Raw genomic sequence first — 20,535 nt, 5'->3', positions numbered from 1 at the left:
GATCAGCCCAGGACTTTCTGCACGGTGGCGATCAGCTGTTCGGGATTGAACGGCTTCACCAGCCAGCCGGTCGCGCCGGCCGCCTTGCCTTCGGATTTCTTGTCGGCCGCTGACTCGGTGGTCAGCATCAGCATCGGGGTGAACTTGTACTCGGCCAACTGGCGCAGCTCGCGGATCAGCGAGATGCCATCCATGTTGGGCATGTTGACGTCGGTCACCACTGCGTTGAAGCGCTGTTCCTTGGCGCGGTTGAGTGCGACGGCGCCATCCTCGGCTTCTTCGACGGCAAAGCCGGCCGAGGTGAGGGCGAAGGAGACCATCTGGCGCATCGACGCCGAGTCATCCACCACCAAGATACGTGCGCTCATGCCGCGTTCTCCACAGAATTCAGGTTGTCATGGGGTACATCCAGGCCGAGGGCCTGGCTGACGCCGAGCAGTCGCGCGGCGTCGGAAAAGGTTGCGGTGCATCCGCTGAACTGTGTCGGCCGGCCCGCACTGCGGCGGTCGTGCACGAACGCGCACAGCACCTGCACCGCTGCGGTGTGGATGCGGCTGACCCGACTGGCGTCAAGCACCACGGGCGCGGCCTCGGCCAGCAGCGGGGCCAGGCGGTTCTTCAGCTCGGTGCTGCTCTCGATGCCGAGATCTTCACCCAGGTCCACTGTGCTCATTGTTGCTCCGGACAAACGGTTCCAGACTTCATAGCGGCAATTTCCGGGAAAGCTTTAGGGATGGGTTTTTCTGTTTCTGGGCCAGGGCGGGAGCAGGACCCGGGGCCGAGGGGGCGGGCAGGGCCACGCAGGACACGCCGCAAGTACGTCCATGTAGGCTTGTGTTCGGCTCCTGCCTCACACAGTCCTGCCTGACCCTGCCCGCCCCCTCGCTGACAGTCTGCCCTTGACCGCAGTTGGGCGGAGAGCAGGAGCGCACAAGCGCAGGAACCAGGCCGAGGCCGGGCGCCTGCGCTGATCAGTTGAGCAGGCGCGTGGCGTCGAGCAGGATCATCGGCTGGGCGCTTACGCGGGCCACGCCACGGAAGATGTCGTTGCTGATCCGGCAGATACGCGCGGTGTCCGGGGGCTCGATCTGCGAGTCGCTGAGGTTGGTCACATCCTCGACCGCGGTGACCCGCAGGCCCATGATGTCGCCGTTCTCCTCCAGCACCACGATGCGGGTCAGCGCATCTTCGCCCGCGGGGGCGCCACCCAGGTGGATGCCCAGGTCCATCACCGGTACCACCTGCCCACGCAGGTTCATGATGCCCAGCATGGCCGGGGCGGTGCCGCGCAGCGACAGCAACGGCACCGGCAGCACCACCTCCTGCACCTTCAGCAGCTCCAGCGCGTAGGCCTGGCTGCCACAGCGCAGGCGCAGCCAGCGCGAGCTGCGCTCGGCGGCGCGGCGCTGCGGTGAGGACGCATGTCCGTTCTCACGGGCCTGTTCCTGCAGCTCCTGCCATGTGCTGGGCGCGCCGGTCGTACTCGCTGGCGGCGGCAGGTTGGACGGGCGGTTCGGAATGCGCGCGGGCGCGGGGGCGCGGGCAACCGCGGCGGCGGCGATCGGCGCGGCGGGCGCTGCCAGGATCACCGTGTCTGCCGCGGCCGGGTCGGCAGCGGCGGCGAAGGCGGCTTCCAGCGACGGGCTGTCCGCATTGGCCAGCACGGCCGCGATGTCCTCGCCGGTTTCGTAGATCACCTCGTCGGGCAGGTCATCCCAGGTCGGTGGGCGTTCGGGCGGCGTCGCGGCGCTGGCCTGGTCCATCGCGTCCAAGGTGGCATCGAAGGCAGCCTGCAGCGCGGCTTCTTCATCGTCCACCACGGCGGGGGCGCCGGTTTCGTAGACGACCTCATGCGGCAGATCATCCCAAGTGGGCTCGCGCGCGTCGTCCGCGTCGCCCGTCACTGCAGGGGCGAGCACCTGCGCAGCGTCGGTCGCAGGCGCGTCGGTCGATGCCACCGCGTCACCCAGCAACTGCTCCAGATAGTCGTCCAGCACCTGTTCGTTGTTCATGCGGCCTGCTCCAGCGCGCGCGCATCGTCGGTCAGGATCCACTCCAGCGCACGCCGATAGGCGGCGAGCCCGCGCCCAGGGTAGTCATCGCCTTCCACCGGCGTCATCAGGGTGGCAGCGCTGCTCATGCGGGTGTCGACCGGAATCGCGTCATCCCAGACCCGCGTGAGGTGGCGGTCCTGCATCTGCCTCAGCGTCTCGTTGCCGGCGCGGGTGCGTCGATCGAACAGCGTAGGCAGGATCGACATCGGCAGCGGACGGCGACGCGAGCGCTCCACCATCTCGCCGGTGCGGACCATGCCATCCAGACCGTGCAGGGCCAACGGCTCGGCCTGGGTGGGAATGATCAGTCGATCAGCGGCTGCCAGTGCGTTGATCATCAGCAAGCCCAGCGTGGGTGCGCAGTCCAGCAGGATGTAATCGTGACGGCCTTTGTGGCGGGCCAACGCGTTCTGCAGTGACAGGCCCAGGCCCGGCTGGTTGGCGCTGCGCCGTTCCAGCGTGGCCAGTGCGGCCTGCGCGCAGACGTGGTCCAGGCCGGGAATGGCGCTGGGGTGGCTGAGCACGGACAGCTCCACCGGCGGGGTGGCGAACAGATCCAGTACGCCCGCCGGCGGTGGATCCAGCGGAATGCCGAACGAGCGGGTCAGCGATGCATGCGGATCGAGATCGATCAGCAGCACGCGATGGCCCAGGCCGGCCAGTTGGCGCCCCAGTGCGAGGGTGGTGGTGGTCTTGCCGACTCCGCCCTTCTGGTTGGCGATTGCCCAGATGCGCATCGGTCTACTCCTTCATGGCGGGGGTGACGGCGGCGCCGATGGGGCTGCCGGCCGGGGCGGGCGCGCGGGGCGCCTGCGGGAGGGGGGTAAGGCAATGGGGGCGATCACCGGCGCGTCGGCGTCGCTGGAGGCGTTGAGGCGCTGGCTGATGGGATCCACGCCGTGGCTGGTATCGGCCAGGATGATCACCATCACGCGGCGGTTGCGGTTGCGGCCGTCCGCACTGGTGTTGTCTTCGCGGGGGCGGAACTCGCCGTAGCCGACCATCGCCAGCCGGGCGGGCTGCAGCCCCTGATCGGCGAACAGATGCACCACGCTCGCCGCACGGGCCGCCGACAGTTCCCAGTTCGAGGGGAACTGGGCCGTGGCAATCGGGATGTTGTCGGTGTGGCCTTCCACGCGCACGCTGTTGGGCACGTCACGCAGCACCTCGGCCAGCTTGGCGAGCGTGTCGCGTGCGTGCACATCGAGCATCGATGCGCCGGTGGGGAACAGGATGTCGCTGTTGATCTCTACTTCGATCCACAGCTCGGTACGGCGCACGGTGATCATGCCGCGGTCGATCAACGGTGTGAGCGCGGCGGTGAGTCGGTCGGCGATGCCATCCAGCTGTTTTTCCGCCTGCTTCAGCTGCTCCTGGTCGCGGAACGAGATGGGCGAGCGCATCTGCGATGCCATCGAGGGCAGCAGGGTAGGGTCGTTGGCCGGGGCAGGTGCCGAGGGACCGACGCGGCTGCCGGCGTTGATGACCGACGGGGTGTCCCAGCCGCCGCCCTTTACCTGGTGACTGCCTACCTGCACCGGGTTGATGGTGCGTGGCGCAGACCCGAAGGCGCTGCTCAAGGCACTGGCGACTACCCGGTACTTGCCTTCGTTCACCGTGGAGATGGCATACATCACCACGAAGAAGGCAAGCAGCAGCGTCATCAGGTCGGCGTACGGAATCGCCCAGGCCTCATGGTTGGCATGCTCTTCGTGGTGACGGCGGCGGGCCATGTCAGTGCAGGAATCCGCTCAGGTTGGTTTCGATGTTGCGCGGGTTCTCGCCGTGGGCGATCGAGATGATGCCTTCGATGGCCATCTCGCGATCCCTCGTGGTGTGGGCGATCACGCTCTTCAGCTTGGCGGACACCGGCAGGAACAGCAGGTTGGCCGAGGCGATGCCGTAGATGGTAGCGGTGAAGGCGGCCGCGATGCCGTGTCCCAGCTTGCTGGGGTCGGCAAGGTTCTTCATCACGGCGATCAAGCCCAGCACTGCGCCGATGATGCCCAGCGTCGGGGCATAGATGCCCATGGCTTCGAATACCTTCGACGCGGCCAGGTCTTTGTGTTCCTGGCTGCTCAGTTCGATCTCCAGCATGTGCCGGATGGTTTCCGGCTCCACGCCATCCACCAGCAACTGCAGCCCCTTGCGCAGGAACGGATCGCTCTGCGCGTCGACCTGCGCCTCCAGACCCAGCAAGCCTTGGCGGCGCGCGATGTTGCTCCATTCCACGATCTGCGTGATCAGCTGGCGGCGGTCGCTCTGCGGCGGGCGGATGACCCAACGCACGATCTTGAAGGCGTGCTTGAACACTGCCGGCGCGGTATGCAGCAGGATCGAGGCAAGGGTGCCGACGATGACGATGACGAACGCGGCAGGCGACCACAACGACGCCAGGCCGGCGCCCTTGAGGATGCTGCCCCCCACCAGAGATGCCAAGGCGAGGAAGAGTCCGATGAGGCTGAGTCTGTCCATGGATCGGTTATCGGCCTGTAGCGGGGTGACTTGAGGTGGTGGCCAGGGAGTGGCCGACCGGCGTCACAGTTTTCATCCGTCGTGCGGGCTGCGAAGGCCGTCCACATCCAGGATCAGGGCCATGCGTCCATCGCCGATCAGGGTCGCCCCGGCATAACCACGCAGCCCGCGCAGGGCCTTGGGCAGCGGTTTGATGACGACCTCTTCGCGGCCCCGCACCTGGTCCACGACCAGGCCGAAGCGGGTCTCGCCCGCCTGCAGCACGACGATGGTCAGCAGGTGCGACGGTGCCGGTTCCACGTCCAGCCAGTGGCGCAGGTCCACCAGGGCCAGGGTGTGCGACAGGCGATCAAGCACGGCGCGTCCATCGAACCAGCCGAGGGACGTGGCCGGTGCATGCAGCACCTCCAGCACGCGTGCCAGCGGCAGGGCGTACACATCCTCGCCGGCCTGTACCAGCAGGGTCGGCAGAATGGCCAGGGTGAGCGGCACGCGGATCATGAAGCGGCTGCCGCGGCCCAGTTCGGACTGGATCTGGATCTGTCCGCTGAGTTCGCGGATGCGCGACTGCACCACGTCCATGCCCACGCCGCGGCCGGAGATGTCGGTGACCTCGGCCTTGGTCGAGAAGCCCGGCAGGAACACCAGGTGCAGGCATTCTTCGCTGCTCAGGCGGGCAGCGGCCTCCGGATCGATCAGGCCCTTCTCGCGCGCCTTGGCACGCAGTTTCTCCGGGTCGATGCCCGCGCCGTCGTCCTGCACTTCGATGCTGACGTAGTCGCCTTCCTGCTGCGCGGACAAGCGCACGTGGCCGCTGCGGGGCTTGCCCTGTGCCTCACGCAGGTCGGGCATCTCCACGCCGTGGTCGATGGCATTGCGCACCAGATGCACGAGCGGATCGGCCAGTGCCTCGACCAGGTTGCGGTCCAGTTCGGTTTCGGCGCCGAACAGTTCCAGTTCCACTTCTTTGTTCAGCGAGCGCGCGACATCGCGCGCCACTTTCGGGAAACGCGAGAAGACCTTGCCCACCGGCTGCATGCGGGTGCGCATGACCGCCGACTGCAGACGCGCGGTCGCGATGTCCAGCGTGGACACGGCGCGATCAAGCTCTTCGTCGCGCAAACGCACGCGCAGGGTCTTCAGGCGGTTGCGCGACAGCACCAGTTCGCCGATCAGGTTGACGATGGCATCCAGGCGCTTGGTGTCCACGCGCACGGTGTGTTCGGCCTCGGCCAGCGGCTTGGCGGGCTTGGGCGTGGGGGCGGCGACAGGGCGCTTCGGCGGCGGGGCCGCCTGTGCAACGGGCGCCTGCTGCGCGAGTGTACTGCCCGGCACAGCGCCGCCATGCAGCTGGTCCAGCAAGGCCTCGAACTCGTCCTCGCTGATCATGCCATCGTCGGCCTTGGGCGCGACCGCCGTGGGCGCGGCGCCGCCATGCAACTGGTCGAGCAGGGCCTCGAACTCATCGTCGCTGATCATTTCCGAACCGGCGTCATTGCCGGCCAGCGGGGCCGACGCGGCAGGCGAGGGGGCCACGCCGACATCGAACTGGGCGATCAGGTCCGGCGGGGCATGGCCCGGTTCTTCGCCGGCCGACACCGCATCCAGCATCGCCTGCAGATAGTCCAGCGATTGTTGGCCTGCATCGAAGTGATGCGGCTGCAGCGTGGCCTGTCCGGAGCGCGCCAGGCCGAGGGTTTCCTCGGCGGCATGGCACAGCTCCACCATGGCGTGGATGCCGAGGAAGCCGGCACCGCCTTTCAGCGTGTGGTATCCCCGGAACACCGCATTGAGCTGGGGGCTGTCCTGCGGGTCCTGCTCCAGGGTGACCAGCTGCTCGCCGAGACGATCCAGGATTTCCTGCGCCTCGATGATGAAGTCCGCAGCGATGTCGTCGGCGATTCCACTCATGCTCAGAGCCCCAGGTCGGACAGCAGGTCGTCGGCGTCCAGCTGGGACACCGCGTGGCGATCCACGCCGGCCACGGCCGGTCCGGCCAGCGCCGGCTCAGTGCGGCCCTGCTGGCGCGATGCCTGCAGTTCCGGCGGCAGGCCCAGGGCACCGAAGCCTTCATGTACGCGACGCACGATGCCCACCACCCGGCGGATGATCTGGCCGGTCAGGTCCTGGTAACTCTGGGTCAGCGCGATCTCGGTCAGGTTGTGGCGGATACGCTCGAGTGCCTGCTGCTGCTCCAGTGCAGGCAGCGCCTCCTCGCCCAGGCGGGCGGTCAGGGCACGGCATTCCTCGGTCAGATCCAAGGTGCGGTGGGTGGCCTGCTCGGTCATCGTGACCACGTGGTCCAGGCGCGCACACGCATCGTCGAGCTCTTCGGCATCGGCGTCGTGGCCCACGGTGGGCAGTTCTCCCAGCGCCTGGCCCAGCTCGCGGGCCAACCGTGACAGGCCGGCCATCATCGGCTGGGTGCGTGCCGCCGCCAGCGCATCGATCTGCACACGCCAGCCGGCTTCATCGCCGGTTTCCAGTGCGGCCAATGCTTCCTGCAGGCGCTGCACCAGCCACGCCTTGTCCATGGCGACGTCCATCAAGCGCTCGCCGCCAGGCGTTCGAAGATCTTGCCCAGTTTTTCCTGCAGCGTCTGTGCGGTGAAGGGCTTGATGATGTAGCCGTTCACGCCGGCCTGTGCCGCCTCGATGATCTGCTCGCGCTTGGCTTCGGCGGTCACCATCAGCACCGGCAGGGTCTTCAGCTTGGCGTCGGCACGGATGGCCTTCAGCAGCTCGATGCCGGTCATGACCGGCATGTTCCAGTCGGTCACCACGAAGTCGAAGGACTGGCTCTGCAGCAACGCCAGCGCGGCATGCCCATCCTCGGCCTCGGCGGTGTTGCTGAAGCCCAGGTCGCCCAGCAGGTTCTTGACGATGCGACGCATGGTCGAGAAATCGTCGACGATCAGGATGCGCATGTTCTTGTTCAAAGCTTCATTCCTCTTGGGTACTTATGCTTCCAGGCCCGCGTCAACGGCCTCGAAGGCTTTCAGTCGGCCACGCAGGCGCAATACCGCCTGGCCATGGATCTGGCAGACCCGCGACTCGCTCACACCGAGCACTGCGCCGATCTCTTTAAGGTTCAATTCCTGTTCGTAGTACAGCGACAGCACCAGCTGTTCGCGCTCGGGCAGGTGGCCGATGGCCTTGCCCAGCTCGCTGCCGAACTGGCTGCGCTCCAGCACCTGCTGCGGGGTGGGTCCGCCTTGGGCGACGGTATCCAGCTCGCCCTGGTCTTCGATGCGCGATTCCAGGCTCAGCACCTGGCCGCGCGAGGCATCTTCCATCAGCCGGAGGTATTCCGGCAGCGGGATGTCCATCGCCGCGGCCACTTCGGTGGCCGATGCGGCGCGACCTGTGGTCTGCTCCAGGCGACGGATGGTCGAGGCGGCATCGCGGGCGCGGCGGTGCACCGAGCGCGGCACCCAGTCGCCGCGACGGATCTCATCGATCATCGAACCGCGGATGCGGATCGAAGCATAGGTTTCAAACGAGGCCCCCTGGTCGGCGTCGTAGCTGCGCGACGCTTCCATCAGGCCCATCATGCCGGCCTGGATCAGGTCATCGATTTCGACGCTGGCGGGCAGTCGCGCGGCCAGGTGGTGGGCGATGCGCCGCACCAGGTCCGAATGCTGCGCGATGCACTCGGTTGCGGCCGTGCGCTGCACCTCGCGGTATTGAGCGGCGCCTTTCATGCCACCACCCCCCGCTGCTTGAGGATGCGTTCGAGGAAGAACTCCACGCCACCGCGCGGCTCCGTCGGTGCCTGCCAGCGCGCGGTGCGGCGGGCGATCTCGTTGATCGCCAGCGCCGACGGGCTGGACGGATAGGCTTTCACCACCGGCTGCTGGCGCTGCACGGACATGCGCAGCCAGTCATCCTGCGGCACGCAGCCGAGGTAGTTCAACGAGACATCGGCGAGGAATTTCTCGCAGACCCGGCTGAGTTTTTCATACAGCACGCGCCCTTCGTTGGGGTCGCGCACCATGTTGGCCACCACCTGGATGCGATCCACGCCGCGTTCGCGCGACAACACCTTGATCAGCGCGTAGGCATCGGTGATCGAGGCCGGCTCATCGCAGACCACCACCACGGTGTCCTGCGCGGCCTGGCAGAAGGTCAGCACGCCGTCGGTGATGCCGGCGGCCGTGTCGACCACCATCACGTCCAGGTCGCGCTCCAGCTCGGAGAACACGTTGACCAGGCCGACGTGCTCGGCCGGTGCCAGCTCGGCCATGTGCCGCCGACCGGATGCAGCCGGAACCACCAGCACGCCGTTGGGGCCCTCGATGATGACTTCTTCCAGCGTGCAGCGCCCGGCAATCAGGTCGGCCAGGGTGAACTCCGGCTTCAGGCCGAGGATCACGTCGATGTTGGCCAGGCCGAGGTCGGCATCCAGCAGCAGCGTGCGTTTGCCCATGCCAGCGAGCGCCACGGCCATGTTGGCCGAAACGTTCGTCTTGCCCACGCCGCCCTTGCCGCCGGTGACGGCGATGGTGCGGACCGGGCCCAGCGGCTGGCTGCGGGTGGCCGACAACGGGAAGGTCGTGGTCAGCTTGGCGTATTCACGCGACTGCATGGTTCAACTCCGGGTTGCAGGGCATATCGGCCGCGCGGCGCAAATCTTCAAGGCGAAGTACAAGATTGGCCGCACTGGCCCGGTGCAGGTCTTCAGGAACGTCCTGGCCATCGGTCACCCAGGTGATCGGCAGGCGGTGGTCGACGGCGACCGACAGGGCCGTACCGAAGCGACCGGTCTCGTCCAGCTTGCTCAGCACGACGCCCTGCAGGTTGGCGGCGCTGAAGCGGCGCACCACTTCGTCCATGTCGCCGAAGCTGGTGTTGGCCGGCAGCACCAGCAGGGTGCTGACCTTCGGCGCGGCACGCAGCCACTGCAGCTGCGAGGCCAGGGTGCGGTCGCGCGGGCCGACGCCTGCGGTGTCGATCAGCACCAGCTTGTAGTCCTTCAGGCGTTCCAGCAACTGATCCAGGTCGGTGCCGCTGCTGGCCTCGTGCACGGCGATGCCGAGCTGGCGGCCGAAGCCGTACAGCTGCTCGCGGGCGCCGATACGGGTGGTGTCAGTGGTGACCAGGGCGACATCGCGCGGGGCGTGGCTTTCGGCAAAGCGCGAGGCAAGCTTGGCGATGGTGGTGGTCTTGCCGGCTCCGGTGGGGCCGACCAGCGCGATCACACCGCCTGCTTCCAGCGGGTCGACCGGCGAGATCGGCAGCTTGCGCGAGAGCAGGCCCAGCATCAGGCCGCGACCGCGGTGGGCTTCGGTCTCCAGCGGGATCTGCAGCACCACGTCGCGGGCGATGCCGGCATCGAAGCCATATTCGTCCATCAGGTCCAGCGCGGCGGCGCGCACGGGATTGCCGCGCAGGCGCTCATCGGTGAAGCGGTGCATTTCGCGTTCGATCACCTGGCGCATGCCGGCGACTTCGTTGCGCAGGTGGCGCATCTCTTCGTCGTCGCGGGCGATGACGGTGAGGGTCGGCGGGGCGACGATGGGTCGCGCCGGTTGTACGGCCTCGGCGACCTGCAGGGCCGGCAGGGTGTCCGCCGAGCGTGGCTCGGCGCTACCGGAGGTCGGCGCCGGCAAGGTGTCCAGGGCGGCAGGCGGCTGCGGGGCCGCGGAGATGTCCAGGGCGGCAGGCGGCTGCGGGGCCGCGGAGATGTCCAGGGCGGCAGGCGGCTGCGGCGTCGAGAGTGTGTCCGCGGCGGCGGGGGTCTGCGGCGCCGGGAGGGTGTCCGCCGAGGGTGGCTCGGCGCTACCGATCATCGGCATCTGCGCAGCGAAGGCCATCGGCAGCGGCGGCGGCAGCACGGTCGGGGGGCGGATGACCGGCGCGGCAACGACCGGCGGCTCGGTGGCGAAGGCTTCGTCTTCCACCCAGGCGCGCGGCAGCGGCGGCAGTGGGCGCGGTGCGGTGGCCTGCTGGCGCGGTTCGGGCTGTGCGTGTTCGAACGGGGCAAAGATCTGCTCCGGCAGCGCCGGTTCGTTGACACGCTGCGGCGCTTCGCGGTGCAGCGCACCGCCGGCGGCACGGGCCAGGGTCGCCGCGAATCCTTCGCTGCCGCGCTGCATGACGATCTCATCGCTGCTGTTCAACGTACGCCCCGTCGCGCCCACCGCTGCGCGTGCCAGGGCCGCAACGGCCGACGTGGTCGCCGCCACCGGTTCGATCTCGGCGACCGGCTCGCGGCGACGGGTCATCGCGGCGATCATCGCGTCGGCGGCGGTGCGCGGACGCGGCGCCGGTGCGGCTGCCTGTACGGGTGCACTGTCCTTGCGGGCGGTTTCCAGTGCACGCTGCACCACGCTCTCGTCGTAATGCGCGGCCGCCACGATTTCGACGCCTTCCTCGATCCGCCGGTTGGACAGGATGACCGCATCCGGTCCATGTTCCTTGCGGACCAGGTTCATGGCCGATCGCATGTCGGCGGCGACGAAGCGTTTGATTTTCATGCTGGGGTACCGGGACGGAGTCGGTTCGGTGGCAGGGGATCGCGATTGTTCGGTGGTCTGCACGGTGCGGGGTCCCCTTGGAAAATGGTTGGATCACTACGGTGGCGGCGGCGCTGCTGCCGGTTTCCCGGCGCCGGTGGAGGCCTGCGGTCAGCTGATCGTGCCGACCAGCTTCAACCGCTTGTCTTCCGGCACCTCGCTGTACGCCAGCACCGACAGCGATGGAACGCTGTGACGGACCAGGCGTGCCAGCGCGGCACGGACCGGGCCCGGTACCAGCACCACGGCGGGCTCGTTGCGGGCTTCCTGCTTGCTGACACAGTCGGCAAGACTCTGGTGCAGCCGTTCGGCGAGTCCGGGTTCCAGCGCAGCGCCGTTACCCTGCGTGGACTCCTGCAAGACGCGTTCCAATTGCGGGTTGAGGGTGAACACCGGCAGCTCGGCGGACATGCCGGCGATCTCCTGCACGATGAAACGGCCCAGCGTGTTGCGCACTGCCGCGGTGAGCACGGTCGGGTCCTGGCTGGACGGTGCGGTTTCCACCAGCGACTCGGCGATCTTGCGCAGCTGGCGTACCGGGATGCGCTCGATCAACAGGTTCTGCAGCACGCGTACCACCACCGACAGCGGCACGGCCTTCGGGGTCAGGTCTTCCACCAGCTTCGGGGCGCTCTTGGCCAGGTTGGCCAGCAGCTGTTGCACTTCCTCATGACCCAGCAGCTCCGGCGCATGCTCGCGGATCAGGTGGGACAGGTGGGTGGCGACCACGGTGGCCGGGTCCACCACGGTGTAGCCCATCGATTCCGCATGGGCGCGCTGATGGGGCTGGATCCACGTGGCATCCAGGCCGAAGGCCGGGTCCTTGCCGGCGATGCCGTCCAACTGGCCCAAGGCACTGCCCGGGTCCAGCGCCAGTTCGCGGTCAGGATGGATTTCCGCCGTGGCGACCGGCACGCCGTGGATCAGCAGGCGGTAGGCGGTGGCGGGCAGTTCCAGGTTGTCGCGGATGTGCACCGAGGGAATCAGGAAGCCGATGTCCTGCGTCAGCTTGCGACGCACGCCCTTGATGCGGGCCATCAGTTCGCCGCCCTGCGCGGCATCGACCAGCGGGATCAGCCGGTAGCCCACTTCCAGGCCCAGCGGGTCGACCGGACGCAGTTCGTCCCAGGTCAGTTCGGCGCTGGGTGCGGCCGCGGCGGGGCGACCCAGCGCGTCCATCGGCTGGGCGGTCGGCGCGGCGTTGGCCTGCGCCTCGGCCAACTGGCTCTTTTTCCATATCTTCCAGGCCATGAAGCCCAGGATCGTCGCCAGCGTCAGGAAGGCGACGTTCGGCATGCCCGGGACCAGGCCGACCACGCCGATGATGCCGGCGGTGATGGCCAGCGCACGGTACTGGCCGAACACCTGGCCCATCATGGCCTGGCTCATGTCCTGCGAGCGCGAGGCGCGGGTGACCAGCATCGCCACCGCACTGGACACCAGCAGCGCCGGCAGCTGCGCCACCAGGCCGTCACCGATGGACAGCAGGGTATAGGTGGCCGCTGCGTCGCCGAAGGCCATGTTGTGCTGGAGCATGCCGACGGCCAGGCCGCCGATCATGTTGATGAAGAGGATCAGGATGCCGGCGATGGCGTCGCCACGGATGAACTTGCTGGCACCGTCCATCGCACCGTAGAAGTCTGCTTCCTCGCGGACCTCCTCGCGCCGGGCCTTGGCCTCTTCACGCGTCAACAATCCGGCATTGAGGTCGGCATCGATGGCCATCTGCTTGCCGGGCATCGAGTCGAGGATGAAGCGCGCGGTCACTTCGGAGACGCGGCCTGCACCTTTGGTGATCACCACGAAATTGATGATGGTCAGGATCGCGAAGACCACGATGCCGACGGCGTAGTTGCCGCCGATGACGAACTCGCCGAAGGCGGCGATCACCTTGCCGGCGGCCTCGTGGCCGTTCTGGCCGTTGAGCAGGATCACGCGGGTGGAGGCGACGTTCAGTGCCAGCCGCAGCATCGTGGTGACCAGCAGCACGATCGGGAAGATGGTGAAGTCCAGCGGACGCTTCACATACACCACCGCCAGCAGCACCATCATCGAAATGGCGATGTTGAAGGTGAACAGCGCATCCAGCACCGGGGCGGCCAGCGGTACGACCACCATGGCCAGCAGGGCCATGACGATCAGCGGCGCGCCGAGCCCCTGGCGGATCATCGCCAGGATGCTGCGGGTATTGAAGGTGCCGGGCTGGGCGCTCATCGCGGCGCCCCGTCAGGCGCGGTGCCCGGCGCGTATTCGGCCACGTCCACGTACGGCTGGCTGGGCATGGGGCCGGTGCGCCAGCTGCGCAGCTGGTAGACGTAGGAGAGCACCTGGGCAACGGCCGAATACAGTCTCACGGGGATTTCCTTTCCGAGTTCCCCTTCCCGATACAAGGCCCGTGCCAAAGGCGGCGCCGAGACGATGGCCACCTTGTTGCCCTCGGCGATCTTGCGGATGTGCTGGGCGGTTTCATCCACCCCCAGCGCGACCACCTTGGGCGCGCCCATCTTGCCGCCTTCGTACTTCAGCGCGACTGCGTAATGGGTCGGATTGACCAGCACCACGTCGGCGGTGGGTACCGCTTCCATCATCCGGCGGTTGGACATTTCGTGCTGCAGCTGGCGGATGCGCCCCTTCACCTCCGGGCTGCCTTCGCTTTCCTTCATCTCGCGGCGCAGTTCTTCACGGGTCATCTTCAGCTTGCGCAGCCAGTTCCAGCGCTGGTACGGCGCATCGATGAAAGCCAGCAGCAGCATCGCTACCGCCGTGGCCAGCAGCAGCTTCAAGGTGAAGCCGAGGCCGCGCACGATGGCGGTCTCCAACGGCTGGTGCAGCAGGCCACGCAGCAGGTCCATGCCCCCCATCATCACGATGGTGGCGGCGGTGCCGACGAACAGCACGCGCAGCAGGGATTTGACGAACTCGGCGACCGCTTCGGGGCCATACAGGCGCTTGAGGCCGGAGGCGGGATTCATGCGGGTGAAGTCGGGCATCATCGCCTTGCCGGACCAGCGCAGGCCACCCATCACCACCGGGGCCAGGAAGCTGGCCAGCAGGCAGACGATCAACAGCGGTGCGGTGACCAGCAGCAGGCGCAGGAACAGGTCGCCGACATGGCCGAACAGCTCCATCGGGTGCTGGCGCAGCGAGAGGTCGGGGGTCAGCGCCTGCTTCATCCAGTCGATGCCGCCGCTGGCCAGCTGCCCGCCGGTGGCCATCACCGCCAGCACGCCCCCGCCGAATACCGCGGCGGTCGCCAACTCGCGCGAGCGCGGCGTATTGCCCTGTTCGCGGGCCTCGCGCAGTCGTTTTTCAGTTGGCTGTTCGGTTTTTTCGCCGCCGTCTTCGTTCTCGGACATCGCGCGCAGATCCAGGGGGGTACCCGGCAGGCTGCAAGATCCGTGCCGTTGCAGATCACCGGTAGCGCCGACCCAGGGTCGGCGAGCGCAGCGGGCCCGGACGATGCGGGCATCCGCCGAGCGTGGCTCGGCGCTACGGGGTCGGCTCCACCTGCGGCCTTCGCTCACCGTGCAACTGCAGGAAACGTGCGGCCTCGACCGGACGCCCCAGCAGATAGCCCTGCAGGGAGGTGCATCCCAGCTGCTCCAGGCAGCGCCGCTGGGCGATGGTTTCCACGCCTTCGGCCACCACGTCCATGTGCAGGGCGCGGCCCAGCGCGATGATGGACGACACGATGACCACGTCCTCGCGGCTGTTGGCCAGGTCGCGCACGAAGGCGTGGTCGATCTTCAGTTCCGTGGCGGGCAAGCGCTTGAGGTAGAACAGGCTGGAATAGCCGGTGCCGAAGTCGTCGATGGAGATGCCCACTCCCAGCGCCGACAGCCCCTGCAACAGGTCGGTGCTGGTCGTCGTATCGCGCATCACCGTGCTCTCGGTGATTTCAAGGATGAGCTGGCGCGCGGGCAGCTGATGACGTGCCAACGCACTGGCCACATCCTGCAGCAGGCCGGGCGCGGTGAACTGCAGCGGCGACAGGTTCACCGATATCGTCCAGTCGTCCTGGCCAAGGCAATGCCACTGGCGCAGCTGCCTGCACGCTTCATCCAGCGCCCAGCGCCCCAGCGCGCCGATCAGGCCGCTGCGTTCGGCCAGGCCGATGAACTGGTCGGGGGCGATCAGGCCGCGCTGCGGATGCTGCCAGCGGACCAGGGCTTCGGCACCGCAGACGTCCCCGTCTTCTACCCGCAGCTTCGGTTGGTAATGCAGCAGCAGCTGGTGGCCGTCGATGGCGGCGCGAAGCTCGGCCTGCAGCGCCGCTTGCGCAGCGGCATCGGAATCCATCCCATCGATGTAGACCACATAGCGGTTGCGACCCCGCTGCTTGGCCTGGTACATCGCAGCGTCGGCGCAGGCCATCAGCTGTCGCTCGGACATCGCGTGGTCGGGGCACAGGGCGATGCCGATGCTCGCGCTCACCCGCAACTCGTGGCCGACGACCAGATCGTGGACATCCAGCGCCTGCAGCATGTGCTGCGCAAGCAGGGTCATGTCCTGCCCTGCGTCCAGGTCGGCCACCAGCACGAACTCATCCCCACCCAGGCGTGCAAGCAGGTCACGCGGACGCAGCAGGCGGCCAAGCCGCTCGCTGACTGCAATCAGCAGCGCATCGCCGGTCTGGTGCCCGTATGCGTCGTTGACGTGCTTGAACCCGTCCAGATCGATGAACACCACAGCGAAGCGCTGGCCCGACGTGGTCACCTCGCTGAGCGATTGCTCGATGTGCTGCTGCAACAGCCTGCGATTGGGCAGGCGGGTGAGGGGGTCGTGCAACGCAGCCCGTGTCAGTTCGGCGTGTGCATCATCCAGGCTGTGGCTGAGTGAAGCGTTGCGTACCCGCAGCAGGTGGGTCTGCAGGCGTTGCTCCATCCAGGCCAACAACAACGCCCCTCCCAGAATCAGCCCGGTAACCAGCACGACCAGCAGCGCCAGGATGTCGCTGGGCAGGCTGCCGCCAGCCAATGCGCCGCAGACGCTGTCCTGCGGGAACCGCGCTGCGGCCATGCCGGTGTAGTGCATGCCGCCAATGCCGGCGCCGAGCATGACCGATGCAGCCAGGCGTGCCGACAGGCGCGCCTGTGAGCGGTGCAGACGGAACACGATGAACAGGGCGCTCCAGCTCGCCGCGACAGCCACCAGCAGCGAGGCGACGACCCAGCCGAAATGCCACTGGATGGGCGGCTGCATCCGCATGGCCAGCATGCCGACGTAGTGCATGCTGGCAATGCCAGCGCCCATCAGCACTGCGCCACCGGCCAGCCGTCCGTGCGGCAGGGTGGGCCGGGTGACCAGCCAGAGGGCGAACACGGACGATCCGATGGCGATCGCCAGCGACGCGGAGGTCAGAGTGCGGTCATAGGCCACCGCAATGGGCAGCGCGAAGGCCAGCATGCCGATGAAGTGCATCGACCAGATGCCAAGGCCCATGGCGCAGCCGCCGCCGAGCCGCCAGGCCCACATCGCCGACGCGCCGTCGCTGCGCGCAGCGCGTGATGCCATGGCCAGTGCGGTGAACGATGCCAGCGCAGCGACCAGCAGGGACAAAATGACCAACGAAATCTCGTAGCGGCCCTGCAGCATCGTCGATCTCCTGTTCGACTTGCGCTGGCTCGTGCAGGTCAGCGCATCTTCACGATGAATCTACCGATAAATGGCGTGGATGCACGCGCGGTGGTGTCCCTGCCTGCTGTCAGTGAGCTGCCTTGCGTGCTGCGGTCAGCGGACCACGGCACCGGCCGCATCAAAGGCGGCATCGAACAGGCGCTGCACGGGTGGGCCCATCTCGCCCGCCAGCACGGCCAGCAGGGCCAGCCCCAACAGCAGCGATACCGGCAGGCCGAGCTGGATCGGATTGAGCGCCGGGGCTGCACGGGCGAGTGCGCCGAAGGCCAGGTTGACCGCCAGCATCGCCACGATCAGCGGCAACGCCAGGCCGACGCCGCCACGCAGCACGGTCAGCAGGAAGGTGGGAGCCAAGGTGGTCAGTGCCTGCGGATCGGGCAGGGTGGTGCCGATCGGCAATGCGCGATAGCTGTCCACCAGCAGCGAGATCAACGCCAGATGGCCGTTGGCGGTGAAGAACAGCAGGCCGAACATCAGGTAGAACCATTGCCCGATGACGCCCGAGCTGCCCCCGCGCATCGGGTCGGCCATCTGCGCGAAGGACAGGCCGGTGCCTTGGGCGATCAGCTCGCCAGCCAACGCGCCGGCCTCGAACACCAGCCGGAGCATGAAGCCGATCGTTATCCCGATCACCAGTTCGCGGAAGATGGTCAGTACGGTAGCGGCATCGAATCCCACCCAGCTGGGAACGGGCGGAAGGATCGGCGCCAGTGCAATCGACAGCGTGGCCGACAGCAGCAGTTTGATGCGGGACGGCACCGCTCGGGTACCGATCAGCGGCATTGCCATGATCATGGCGCCCAGCCGCAGCAGGGTCCACAGCGTATCGCCGATCATGCCGAAGGCCTGCAGGCCGTCGGTCGCCATCTGGGTCGCAGGATCCATCAGCCGCCCTCCAGCGGGATCCGGCCCCTGTCGCAGCCGTCCAGGCGGACGACGAAGGGCGCGTGCGCCCATCGGGCGCCGATGCAGGGTGGGACGAAGCGCACGACCTAGCCGATCAGATGGGGAATGCGCTGGAACAGCAGGATGGTGAACTCCACCATATGTCCCAGCAGCAGGCTGCCCAGCGCGAACAGGACGGCCGTCAGCGCAGCCGCCTTGGCGACGAACGCGATGGTCGGCTCGTTGAGCTGGGTGGCGGCCTGCACGATGCCCACCACCACGCCCACCACCAGCACGGTGAGCAACAGGGGGCCGGCCACCCATAGGGTGGCGATCAGGCCGCCGCGCAGTTCGGTCAGGGCAAGTTCGGGAGACATCGGAATTCCAGTGGAAGAGGGGCCGGGCGACTCAGGAAGGATTGAAGCTGGCGGCCAGTGTGCCGACGGTCAGCACCCAGCCATCGACCAGCACGAACAACAGGATCTTGAAAGGCGCCGACACCAGCATGGGCGACAGCATCATCATGCCCATCGACATCAGCACGCTGGCCACGACCAGATCGATGATCACGAAGGGGATGAAGATCAGGAAGCCGATTTCGAAGGCGGTCTTCAGCTCGCTGGTGACGAAGGACGCCACCAGCACCGGGAAGGGCACCGCGTCTGGACTGGCATAGGTGCCATGGCCGGCGATGCCGGCAAAGGTCATCAGGTCGGTTTCGCGGATCTGCGCCAGCATGAAGGCGCGCAGTGGCTGCGTGGTAAGCGTCCAGGCGGACTGGAAATCAATCTGCCCGTCCAGGTAAGGCGCCATGCCGGTGCTCCAGGCCTTGTCCCAGGTCGGCAACATGATCATCGCGGTCAGGAACAGGGCAAGGCCGAGCATGACCTGGTTGGAGGGCGTCTGGCCGGTGCCCAGCGCCTGCCGCAGCAGGGCCAGCACGACGATGATGCGGGTGAACGCGGTGAGCACCAGCAGCATCGACGGGATCAGGGTGATCGCGGTCATCAGCAGCAGGGTCTGCAGCGGCAGGCTGACCGGCTGCCCACCGATGCGGCCGACATTCACGTCGGGCAGCGGCGTGGCCGGCGCACCCGGCACCGCGAAGGCCAGTGCGGGCAGCAGCAGCATCACCAGCAACGCCAGCCAAGGGAGCCAGCGGGTGGCTGCGGGCCGATGGACTGCGCGCGGCAGAGAGATCGAACGCATTTCAGGAATCCTTGCGCAGCCGCTGCTGCAGCAACTGGGCGAAATTGGGGAGGTTCTTCAGGTCCGGCACGCGCATCGGCGTCGGCGGCGGGAGCGGTTCGCTCAGCGTGTGCAGCTTGCTGATGCCACCAGCGGTCACGCCCAGCAGCATCTGCTCACCGTTGATTTCCAGCACCACCACGCGCTCCTTGGCGCCCACGGCGATGCTGGCCACCATCTTCAGGCCCTCGGCCTGGCGGAAGCTGCTGCCCGGCATGCGCTTGAGCAGCCAGCCCAGGCCGACCACCAGCGCCAGCACCAGCAGCAGCGCCAGCACGGCACCAAACAGACCGGGCGTGGAGGGCGCATGCTGGCCTACCGCGGGCGCGGCGACCTTTGCTGCCGCCTGACCGGTGGCGATGAGCACGTGCAGGCTCAACGCAGTCTCCGGATCCGTTCGCTGGGGCTGACCACATCGGTCAGGCGCACGCCGAAGCGGTCATTGATGACGACCACTTCGCCATGTGCGATCAGCGTGCCGTTGACCAGCACGTCCAGTGACTCGCCGGCGCCGCGTTCCAGTTCCACCACCGAGCCCTGGTTGAGCTGCAGCAGGTTGCGGATCGGCAGGCGCGCACGCCCGACTTCCAGTGACAGCGTCACCGGCACGTCCAGGATCACGTCCAGGTTGAGATCGGCACCGCCGGTGTCCTCGGCCTGCAGGGCCTCGAACTGGGCAGCGATGGCTTCTTGGCGCTCGGTTTCGTTCATTGCGGGTCTTCCTGGGTAGCTGGCGCACGCTGGCGGGTGCCCGGCGGATGGGTTGCGGTGATCTTTACAGCGTTCATGCCATTGGCCACGCCGAACTGGCCGGTGAACACCGGGATGCCTTCCACGCAGACCGGCACCTCGTTGGGCAGGTCGATCGGCAGGATGTCGCCGACCTTCAAGCGGGTCAGCTCGCGCAGGCTCATGCGCTTGGTCGCGAGCACGCTGGACAGGTTGACCTCGGCCACGTTGAGCTGCTCGCGCAGGGTCTTGCCCCAGCTCTCGTCGCGGTCGTTGCGGTCGCTCTGGATACCGGCATCGAGCAGTTCGCGGATGGGTTCCAGCATCGAGTAGGGCAGGGTGACGTGGATGTCGCCGCCGCCTCCGTCGAGTTCGACGTGCAGGCGGCACACCACGACGTATTCGCGCGGGGTGACGATGTTGGCGAAGTGCGGGTTGATCTCGGAATTGAGGTACTCGAACTCCACGTCCATCACCGGCGCCCACGCCTCGCGCAGATCGGCGAAGGTCTGCTTCAGCAGCAGGTGGATGACCCGCATTTCCGTGGCGGTGAACTCGCGGCCCTCGATGCGGGTGGGGTAGCGCCCATCCCCGCCGAAGAAGTTGTCGACGATGGCGAACACCAGGGTCGGCTCGAACACGATCAGGCCGGTGCCGCGCAGCGGCTTGAAGCGGATCAGGTTGAGGTTGGTGGGCACGTACAGCGAATGCATGTAGTCGTTGAACTTGATCAGCTCGATACCGCGCACCGACAGCTCGGCCGAACGGCGGATCAGGTTGAACAGGCCGATGCGCCACAGGCGGGCGAAGCGCTCGTGGACCATCTCCAGCGTGGGCATGCGCCCGCGGATGATGCGGTCCTGGCTGGCGAAATCGTACGAGCGCGCTTCGCCGGGCACGGAGGCATCGACATCGGTTTCCACCGCGCCGCTGTCGACGCCATGCAGCAGGGCATCGATCTCGTCCTGGGACAGCAGGTCATTCATGGCC

The 20,535-nt window shown here is 67.4% G+C and carries 21 protein-coding genes; all 21 read right to left on the bottom strand.

The annotated features are described in order from the left end of the window. Positions 1-2 precede the first annotated feature (2 nt). On the bottom strand, positions 3-368 hold the full coding sequence (locus ICJ04_RS10045) for a response regulator (RefSeq protein ID WP_188324134.1): 366 nt from the start codon (positions 366-368) through the stop codon (positions 3-5). Further along, a complete protein-coding gene (locus ICJ04_RS10040; RefSeq protein ID WP_188324133.1) occupies positions 365-673 on the bottom strand; it encodes an STAS domain-containing protein in 309 nt (102 codons plus the stop codon). Before ICJ04_RS10040 ends, ICJ04_RS10045 begins: the two co-directional genes overlap by 4 nt. Before the next feature lie 298 nt (positions 674-971). Continuing rightward, positions 972-2,012, bottom strand: coding sequence for a chemotaxis protein CheW (locus ICJ04_RS10035; protein ID WP_188324132.1), 1,041 nt, complete (start codon positions 2,010-2,012; stop codon positions 972-974). Next, positions 2,009-2,791 (bottom strand): ParA family protein, encoded by a 783-nt coding sequence (locus ICJ04_RS10030; RefSeq protein WP_188324131.1) that lies wholly within the window; start codon positions 2,789-2,791, stop codon positions 2,009-2,011. Before ICJ04_RS10030 ends, ICJ04_RS10035 begins: the two co-directional genes overlap by 4 nt. A gap of 12 nt (positions 2,792-2,803) precedes the next feature. After that, positions 2,804-3,787, bottom strand: coding sequence for a flagellar motor protein MotD (gene motD, locus ICJ04_RS10025; protein ID WP_188324130.1), 984 nt, complete (start codon positions 3,785-3,787; stop codon positions 2,804-2,806). Between the two features lies 1 nt (position 3,788). Continuing rightward, the gene (locus tag ICJ04_RS10020) at positions 3,789-4,529 is read right to left on the bottom strand and encodes a flagellar motor protein (RefSeq protein ID WP_188324129.1); all 741 of its coding nucleotides are present in this window, start codon (positions 4,527-4,529) and stop codon (positions 3,789-3,791) included. A gap of 72 nt (positions 4,530-4,601) precedes the next feature. Further along, the gene (locus ICJ04_RS10015) at positions 4,602-6,440 is read right to left on the bottom strand and encodes a chemotaxis protein CheA (RefSeq protein WP_188324128.1); all 1,839 of its coding nucleotides are present in this window, start codon (positions 6,438-6,440) and stop codon (positions 4,602-4,604) included. 2 nt (positions 6,441-6,442) lie between these two features. After that, positions 6,443-7,075, bottom strand: a complete 633-nt coding sequence (locus ICJ04_RS10010; protein WP_188324127.1) for a protein phosphatase CheZ — start codon at positions 7,073-7,075, stop codon at positions 6,443-6,445. Further along, positions 7,075-7,467, bottom strand: coding sequence for a chemotaxis response regulator CheY (cheY, locus tag ICJ04_RS10005; protein ID WP_188324126.1), 393 nt, complete (start codon positions 7,465-7,467; stop codon positions 7,075-7,077). The genes ICJ04_RS10010 and cheY overlap by 1 nt, the downstream gene beginning before the upstream one ends. A gap of 21 nt (positions 7,468-7,488) precedes the next feature. Beyond that, a complete protein-coding gene (locus ICJ04_RS10000) occupies positions 7,489-8,232 on the bottom strand; it encodes an RNA polymerase sigma factor FliA (RefSeq protein ID WP_188324125.1) in 744 nt (247 codons plus the stop codon). Continuing rightward, positions 8,229-9,116 carry a MinD/ParA family protein gene (locus ICJ04_RS09995; RefSeq protein WP_188324124.1) on the bottom strand — a complete coding sequence of 296 codons (888 nt, stop codon included), beginning with the start codon at positions 9,114-9,116 and terminating at the stop codon, positions 8,229-8,231. The genes ICJ04_RS10000 and ICJ04_RS09995 overlap by 4 nt, the downstream gene beginning before the upstream one ends. Next, entirely contained in the window at positions 9,103-11,007 is a 1,905-nt protein-coding gene (gene flhF / locus ICJ04_RS18335) for a flagellar biosynthesis protein FlhF (RefSeq protein ID WP_223202848.1), read from the bottom strand. Before flhF ends, ICJ04_RS09995 begins: the two co-directional genes overlap by 14 nt. Before the next feature lie 150 nt (positions 11,008-11,157). Next, a complete protein-coding gene (gene flhA / locus ICJ04_RS09985; protein ID WP_188324123.1) occupies positions 11,158-13,260 on the bottom strand; it encodes a flagellar biosynthesis protein FlhA in 2,103 nt (700 codons plus the stop codon). Beyond that, positions 13,257-14,402 (bottom strand): flagellar biosynthesis protein FlhB, encoded by a 1,146-nt coding sequence (gene flhB / locus ICJ04_RS09980; protein ID WP_188324122.1) that lies wholly within the window; start codon positions 14,400-14,402, stop codon positions 13,257-13,259. The genes flhA and flhB overlap by 4 nt, the downstream gene beginning before the upstream one ends. Positions 14,403-14,535: 133 nt before the next feature. After that, complete coding sequence (locus ICJ04_RS09975) at positions 14,536-16,641, bottom strand: EAL domain-containing protein (protein WP_188324121.1); 2,106 nt, start codon at positions 16,639-16,641, stop codon at positions 14,536-14,538. A 135-nt stretch (positions 16,642-16,776) separates the two neighbouring features. Beyond that, complete coding sequence (gene fliR / locus ICJ04_RS09970) at positions 16,777-17,568, bottom strand: flagellar biosynthetic protein FliR (protein ID WP_188324120.1); 792 nt, start codon at positions 17,566-17,568, stop codon at positions 16,777-16,779. A gap of 107 nt (positions 17,569-17,675) precedes the next feature. Continuing rightward, positions 17,676-17,945: a flagellar biosynthetic protein FliQ gene (locus tag ICJ04_RS09965; RefSeq protein WP_188324119.1), complete on the bottom strand. Its 270-nt coding sequence runs from the start codon at positions 17,943-17,945 to the stop codon at positions 17,676-17,678. Between the two features lie 31 nt (positions 17,946-17,976). After that, complete coding sequence (gene fliP / locus ICJ04_RS09960) at positions 17,977-18,699, bottom strand: flagellar type III secretion system pore protein FliP (RefSeq protein ID WP_188327286.1); 723 nt, start codon at positions 18,697-18,699, stop codon at positions 17,977-17,979. A 79-nt stretch (positions 18,700-18,778) separates the two neighbouring features. Further along, on the bottom strand, positions 18,779-19,189 hold the full coding sequence (gene fliO / locus ICJ04_RS09955; protein WP_188327285.1) for a flagellar biosynthetic protein FliO: 411 nt from the start codon (positions 19,187-19,189) through the stop codon (positions 18,779-18,781). A 2-nt stretch (positions 19,190-19,191) separates the two neighbouring features. After that, the gene (gene fliN / locus ICJ04_RS09950) at positions 19,192-19,527 is read right to left on the bottom strand and encodes a flagellar motor switch protein FliN (RefSeq protein ID WP_188324118.1); all 336 of its coding nucleotides are present in this window, start codon (positions 19,525-19,527) and stop codon (positions 19,192-19,194) included. Then, positions 19,524-20,531, bottom strand: a complete 1,008-nt coding sequence (gene fliM / locus ICJ04_RS09945) for a flagellar motor switch protein FliM (RefSeq protein WP_188324117.1) — start codon at positions 20,529-20,531, stop codon at positions 19,524-19,526. The genes fliN and fliM overlap by 4 nt, the downstream gene beginning before the upstream one ends. Positions 20,532-20,535: the final 4 nt, after the last annotated feature.

Origin of the sequence: Stenotrophomonas sp. 169 (assembly GCF_014621775.1) — a bacterium.
Lineage (GTDB): Bacteria > Pseudomonadota > Gammaproteobacteria > Xanthomonadales > Xanthomonadaceae > Stenotrophomonas.
This window is presented reverse-complemented; position numbering and strand designations above follow the sequence as displayed.

Excerpts from the sequence above, each read along its gene's own strand:
- ICJ04_RS10045 (WP_188324134.1), bottom strand. The coding sequence starts at position 368 with ATGAGCGCACGTATCTTGGTGGTGGATGACTCGGCGTCGATGCGCCAG.
- ICJ04_RS10040 (WP_188324133.1), bottom strand. The coding sequence starts at position 673 with ATGAGCACAGTGGACCTGGGTGAAGATCTCGGCATCGAGAGCAGCACC.
- ICJ04_RS10035 (WP_188324132.1), bottom strand. The coding sequence starts at position 2,012 with ATGAACAACGAACAGGTGCTGGACGACTATCTGGAGCAGTTGCTGGGT.
- ICJ04_RS10030 (WP_188324131.1), bottom strand. The coding sequence starts at position 2,791 with ATGCGCATCTGGGCAATCGCCAACCAGAAGGGCGGAGTCGGCAAGACC.
- motD (WP_188324130.1), bottom strand. The coding sequence starts at position 3,787 with ATGGCCCGCCGCCGTCACCACGAAGAGCATGCCAACCATGAGGCCTGG.
- ICJ04_RS10020 (WP_188324129.1), bottom strand. The coding sequence starts at position 4,529 with ATGGACAGACTCAGCCTCATCGGACTCTTCCTCGCCTTGGCATCTCTG.
- ICJ04_RS10015 (WP_188324128.1), bottom strand. The coding sequence starts at position 6,440 with ATGAGTGGAATCGCCGACGACATCGCTGCGGACTTCATCATCGAGGCG.
- ICJ04_RS10010 (WP_188324127.1), bottom strand. The coding sequence starts at position 7,075 with ATGGACGTCGCCATGGACAAGGCGTGGCTGGTGCAGCGCCTGCAGGAA.
- ICJ04_RS10000 (WP_188324125.1), bottom strand. The coding sequence starts at position 8,232 with ATGAAAGGCGCCGCTCAATACCGCGAGGTGCAGCGCACGGCCGCAACC.
- ICJ04_RS09995 (WP_188324124.1), bottom strand. The coding sequence starts at position 9,116 with ATGCAGTCGCGTGAATACGCCAAGCTGACCACGACCTTCCCGTTGTCG.
- flhF (WP_223202848.1), bottom strand. The coding sequence starts at position 11,007 with ATGAAAATCAAACGCTTCGTCGCCGCCGACATGCGATCGGCCATGAAC.
- flhA (WP_188324123.1), bottom strand. The coding sequence starts at position 13,260 with ATGAGCGCCCAGCCCGGCACCTTCAATACCCGCAGCATCCTGGCGATG.
- flhB (WP_188324122.1), bottom strand. The coding sequence starts at position 14,402 with ATGTCCGAGAACGAAGACGGCGGCGAAAAAACCGAACAGCCAACTGAA.
- ICJ04_RS09975 (WP_188324121.1), bottom strand. The coding sequence starts at position 16,641 with ATGCTGCAGGGCCGCTACGAGATTTCGTTGGTCATTTTGTCCCTGCTG.
- fliR (WP_188324120.1), bottom strand. The coding sequence starts at position 17,568 with ATGGATCCTGCGACCCAGATGGCGACCGACGGCCTGCAGGCCTTCGGC.
- ICJ04_RS09965 (WP_188324119.1), bottom strand. The coding sequence starts at position 17,945 with ATGTCTCCCGAACTTGCCCTGACCGAACTGCGCGGCGGCCTGATCGCC.
- fliP (WP_188327286.1), bottom strand. The coding sequence starts at position 18,699 with ATGCTGCTGCTGCCCGCACTGGCCTTCGCGGTGCCGGGTGCGCCGGCC.
- fliN (WP_188324118.1), bottom strand. The coding sequence starts at position 19,527 with ATGAACGAAACCGAGCGCCAAGAAGCCATCGCTGCCCAGTTCGAGGCC.
- fliM (WP_188324117.1), bottom strand. The coding sequence starts at position 20,531 with ATGAATGACCTGCTGTCCCAGGACGAGATCGATGCCCTGCTGCATGGC.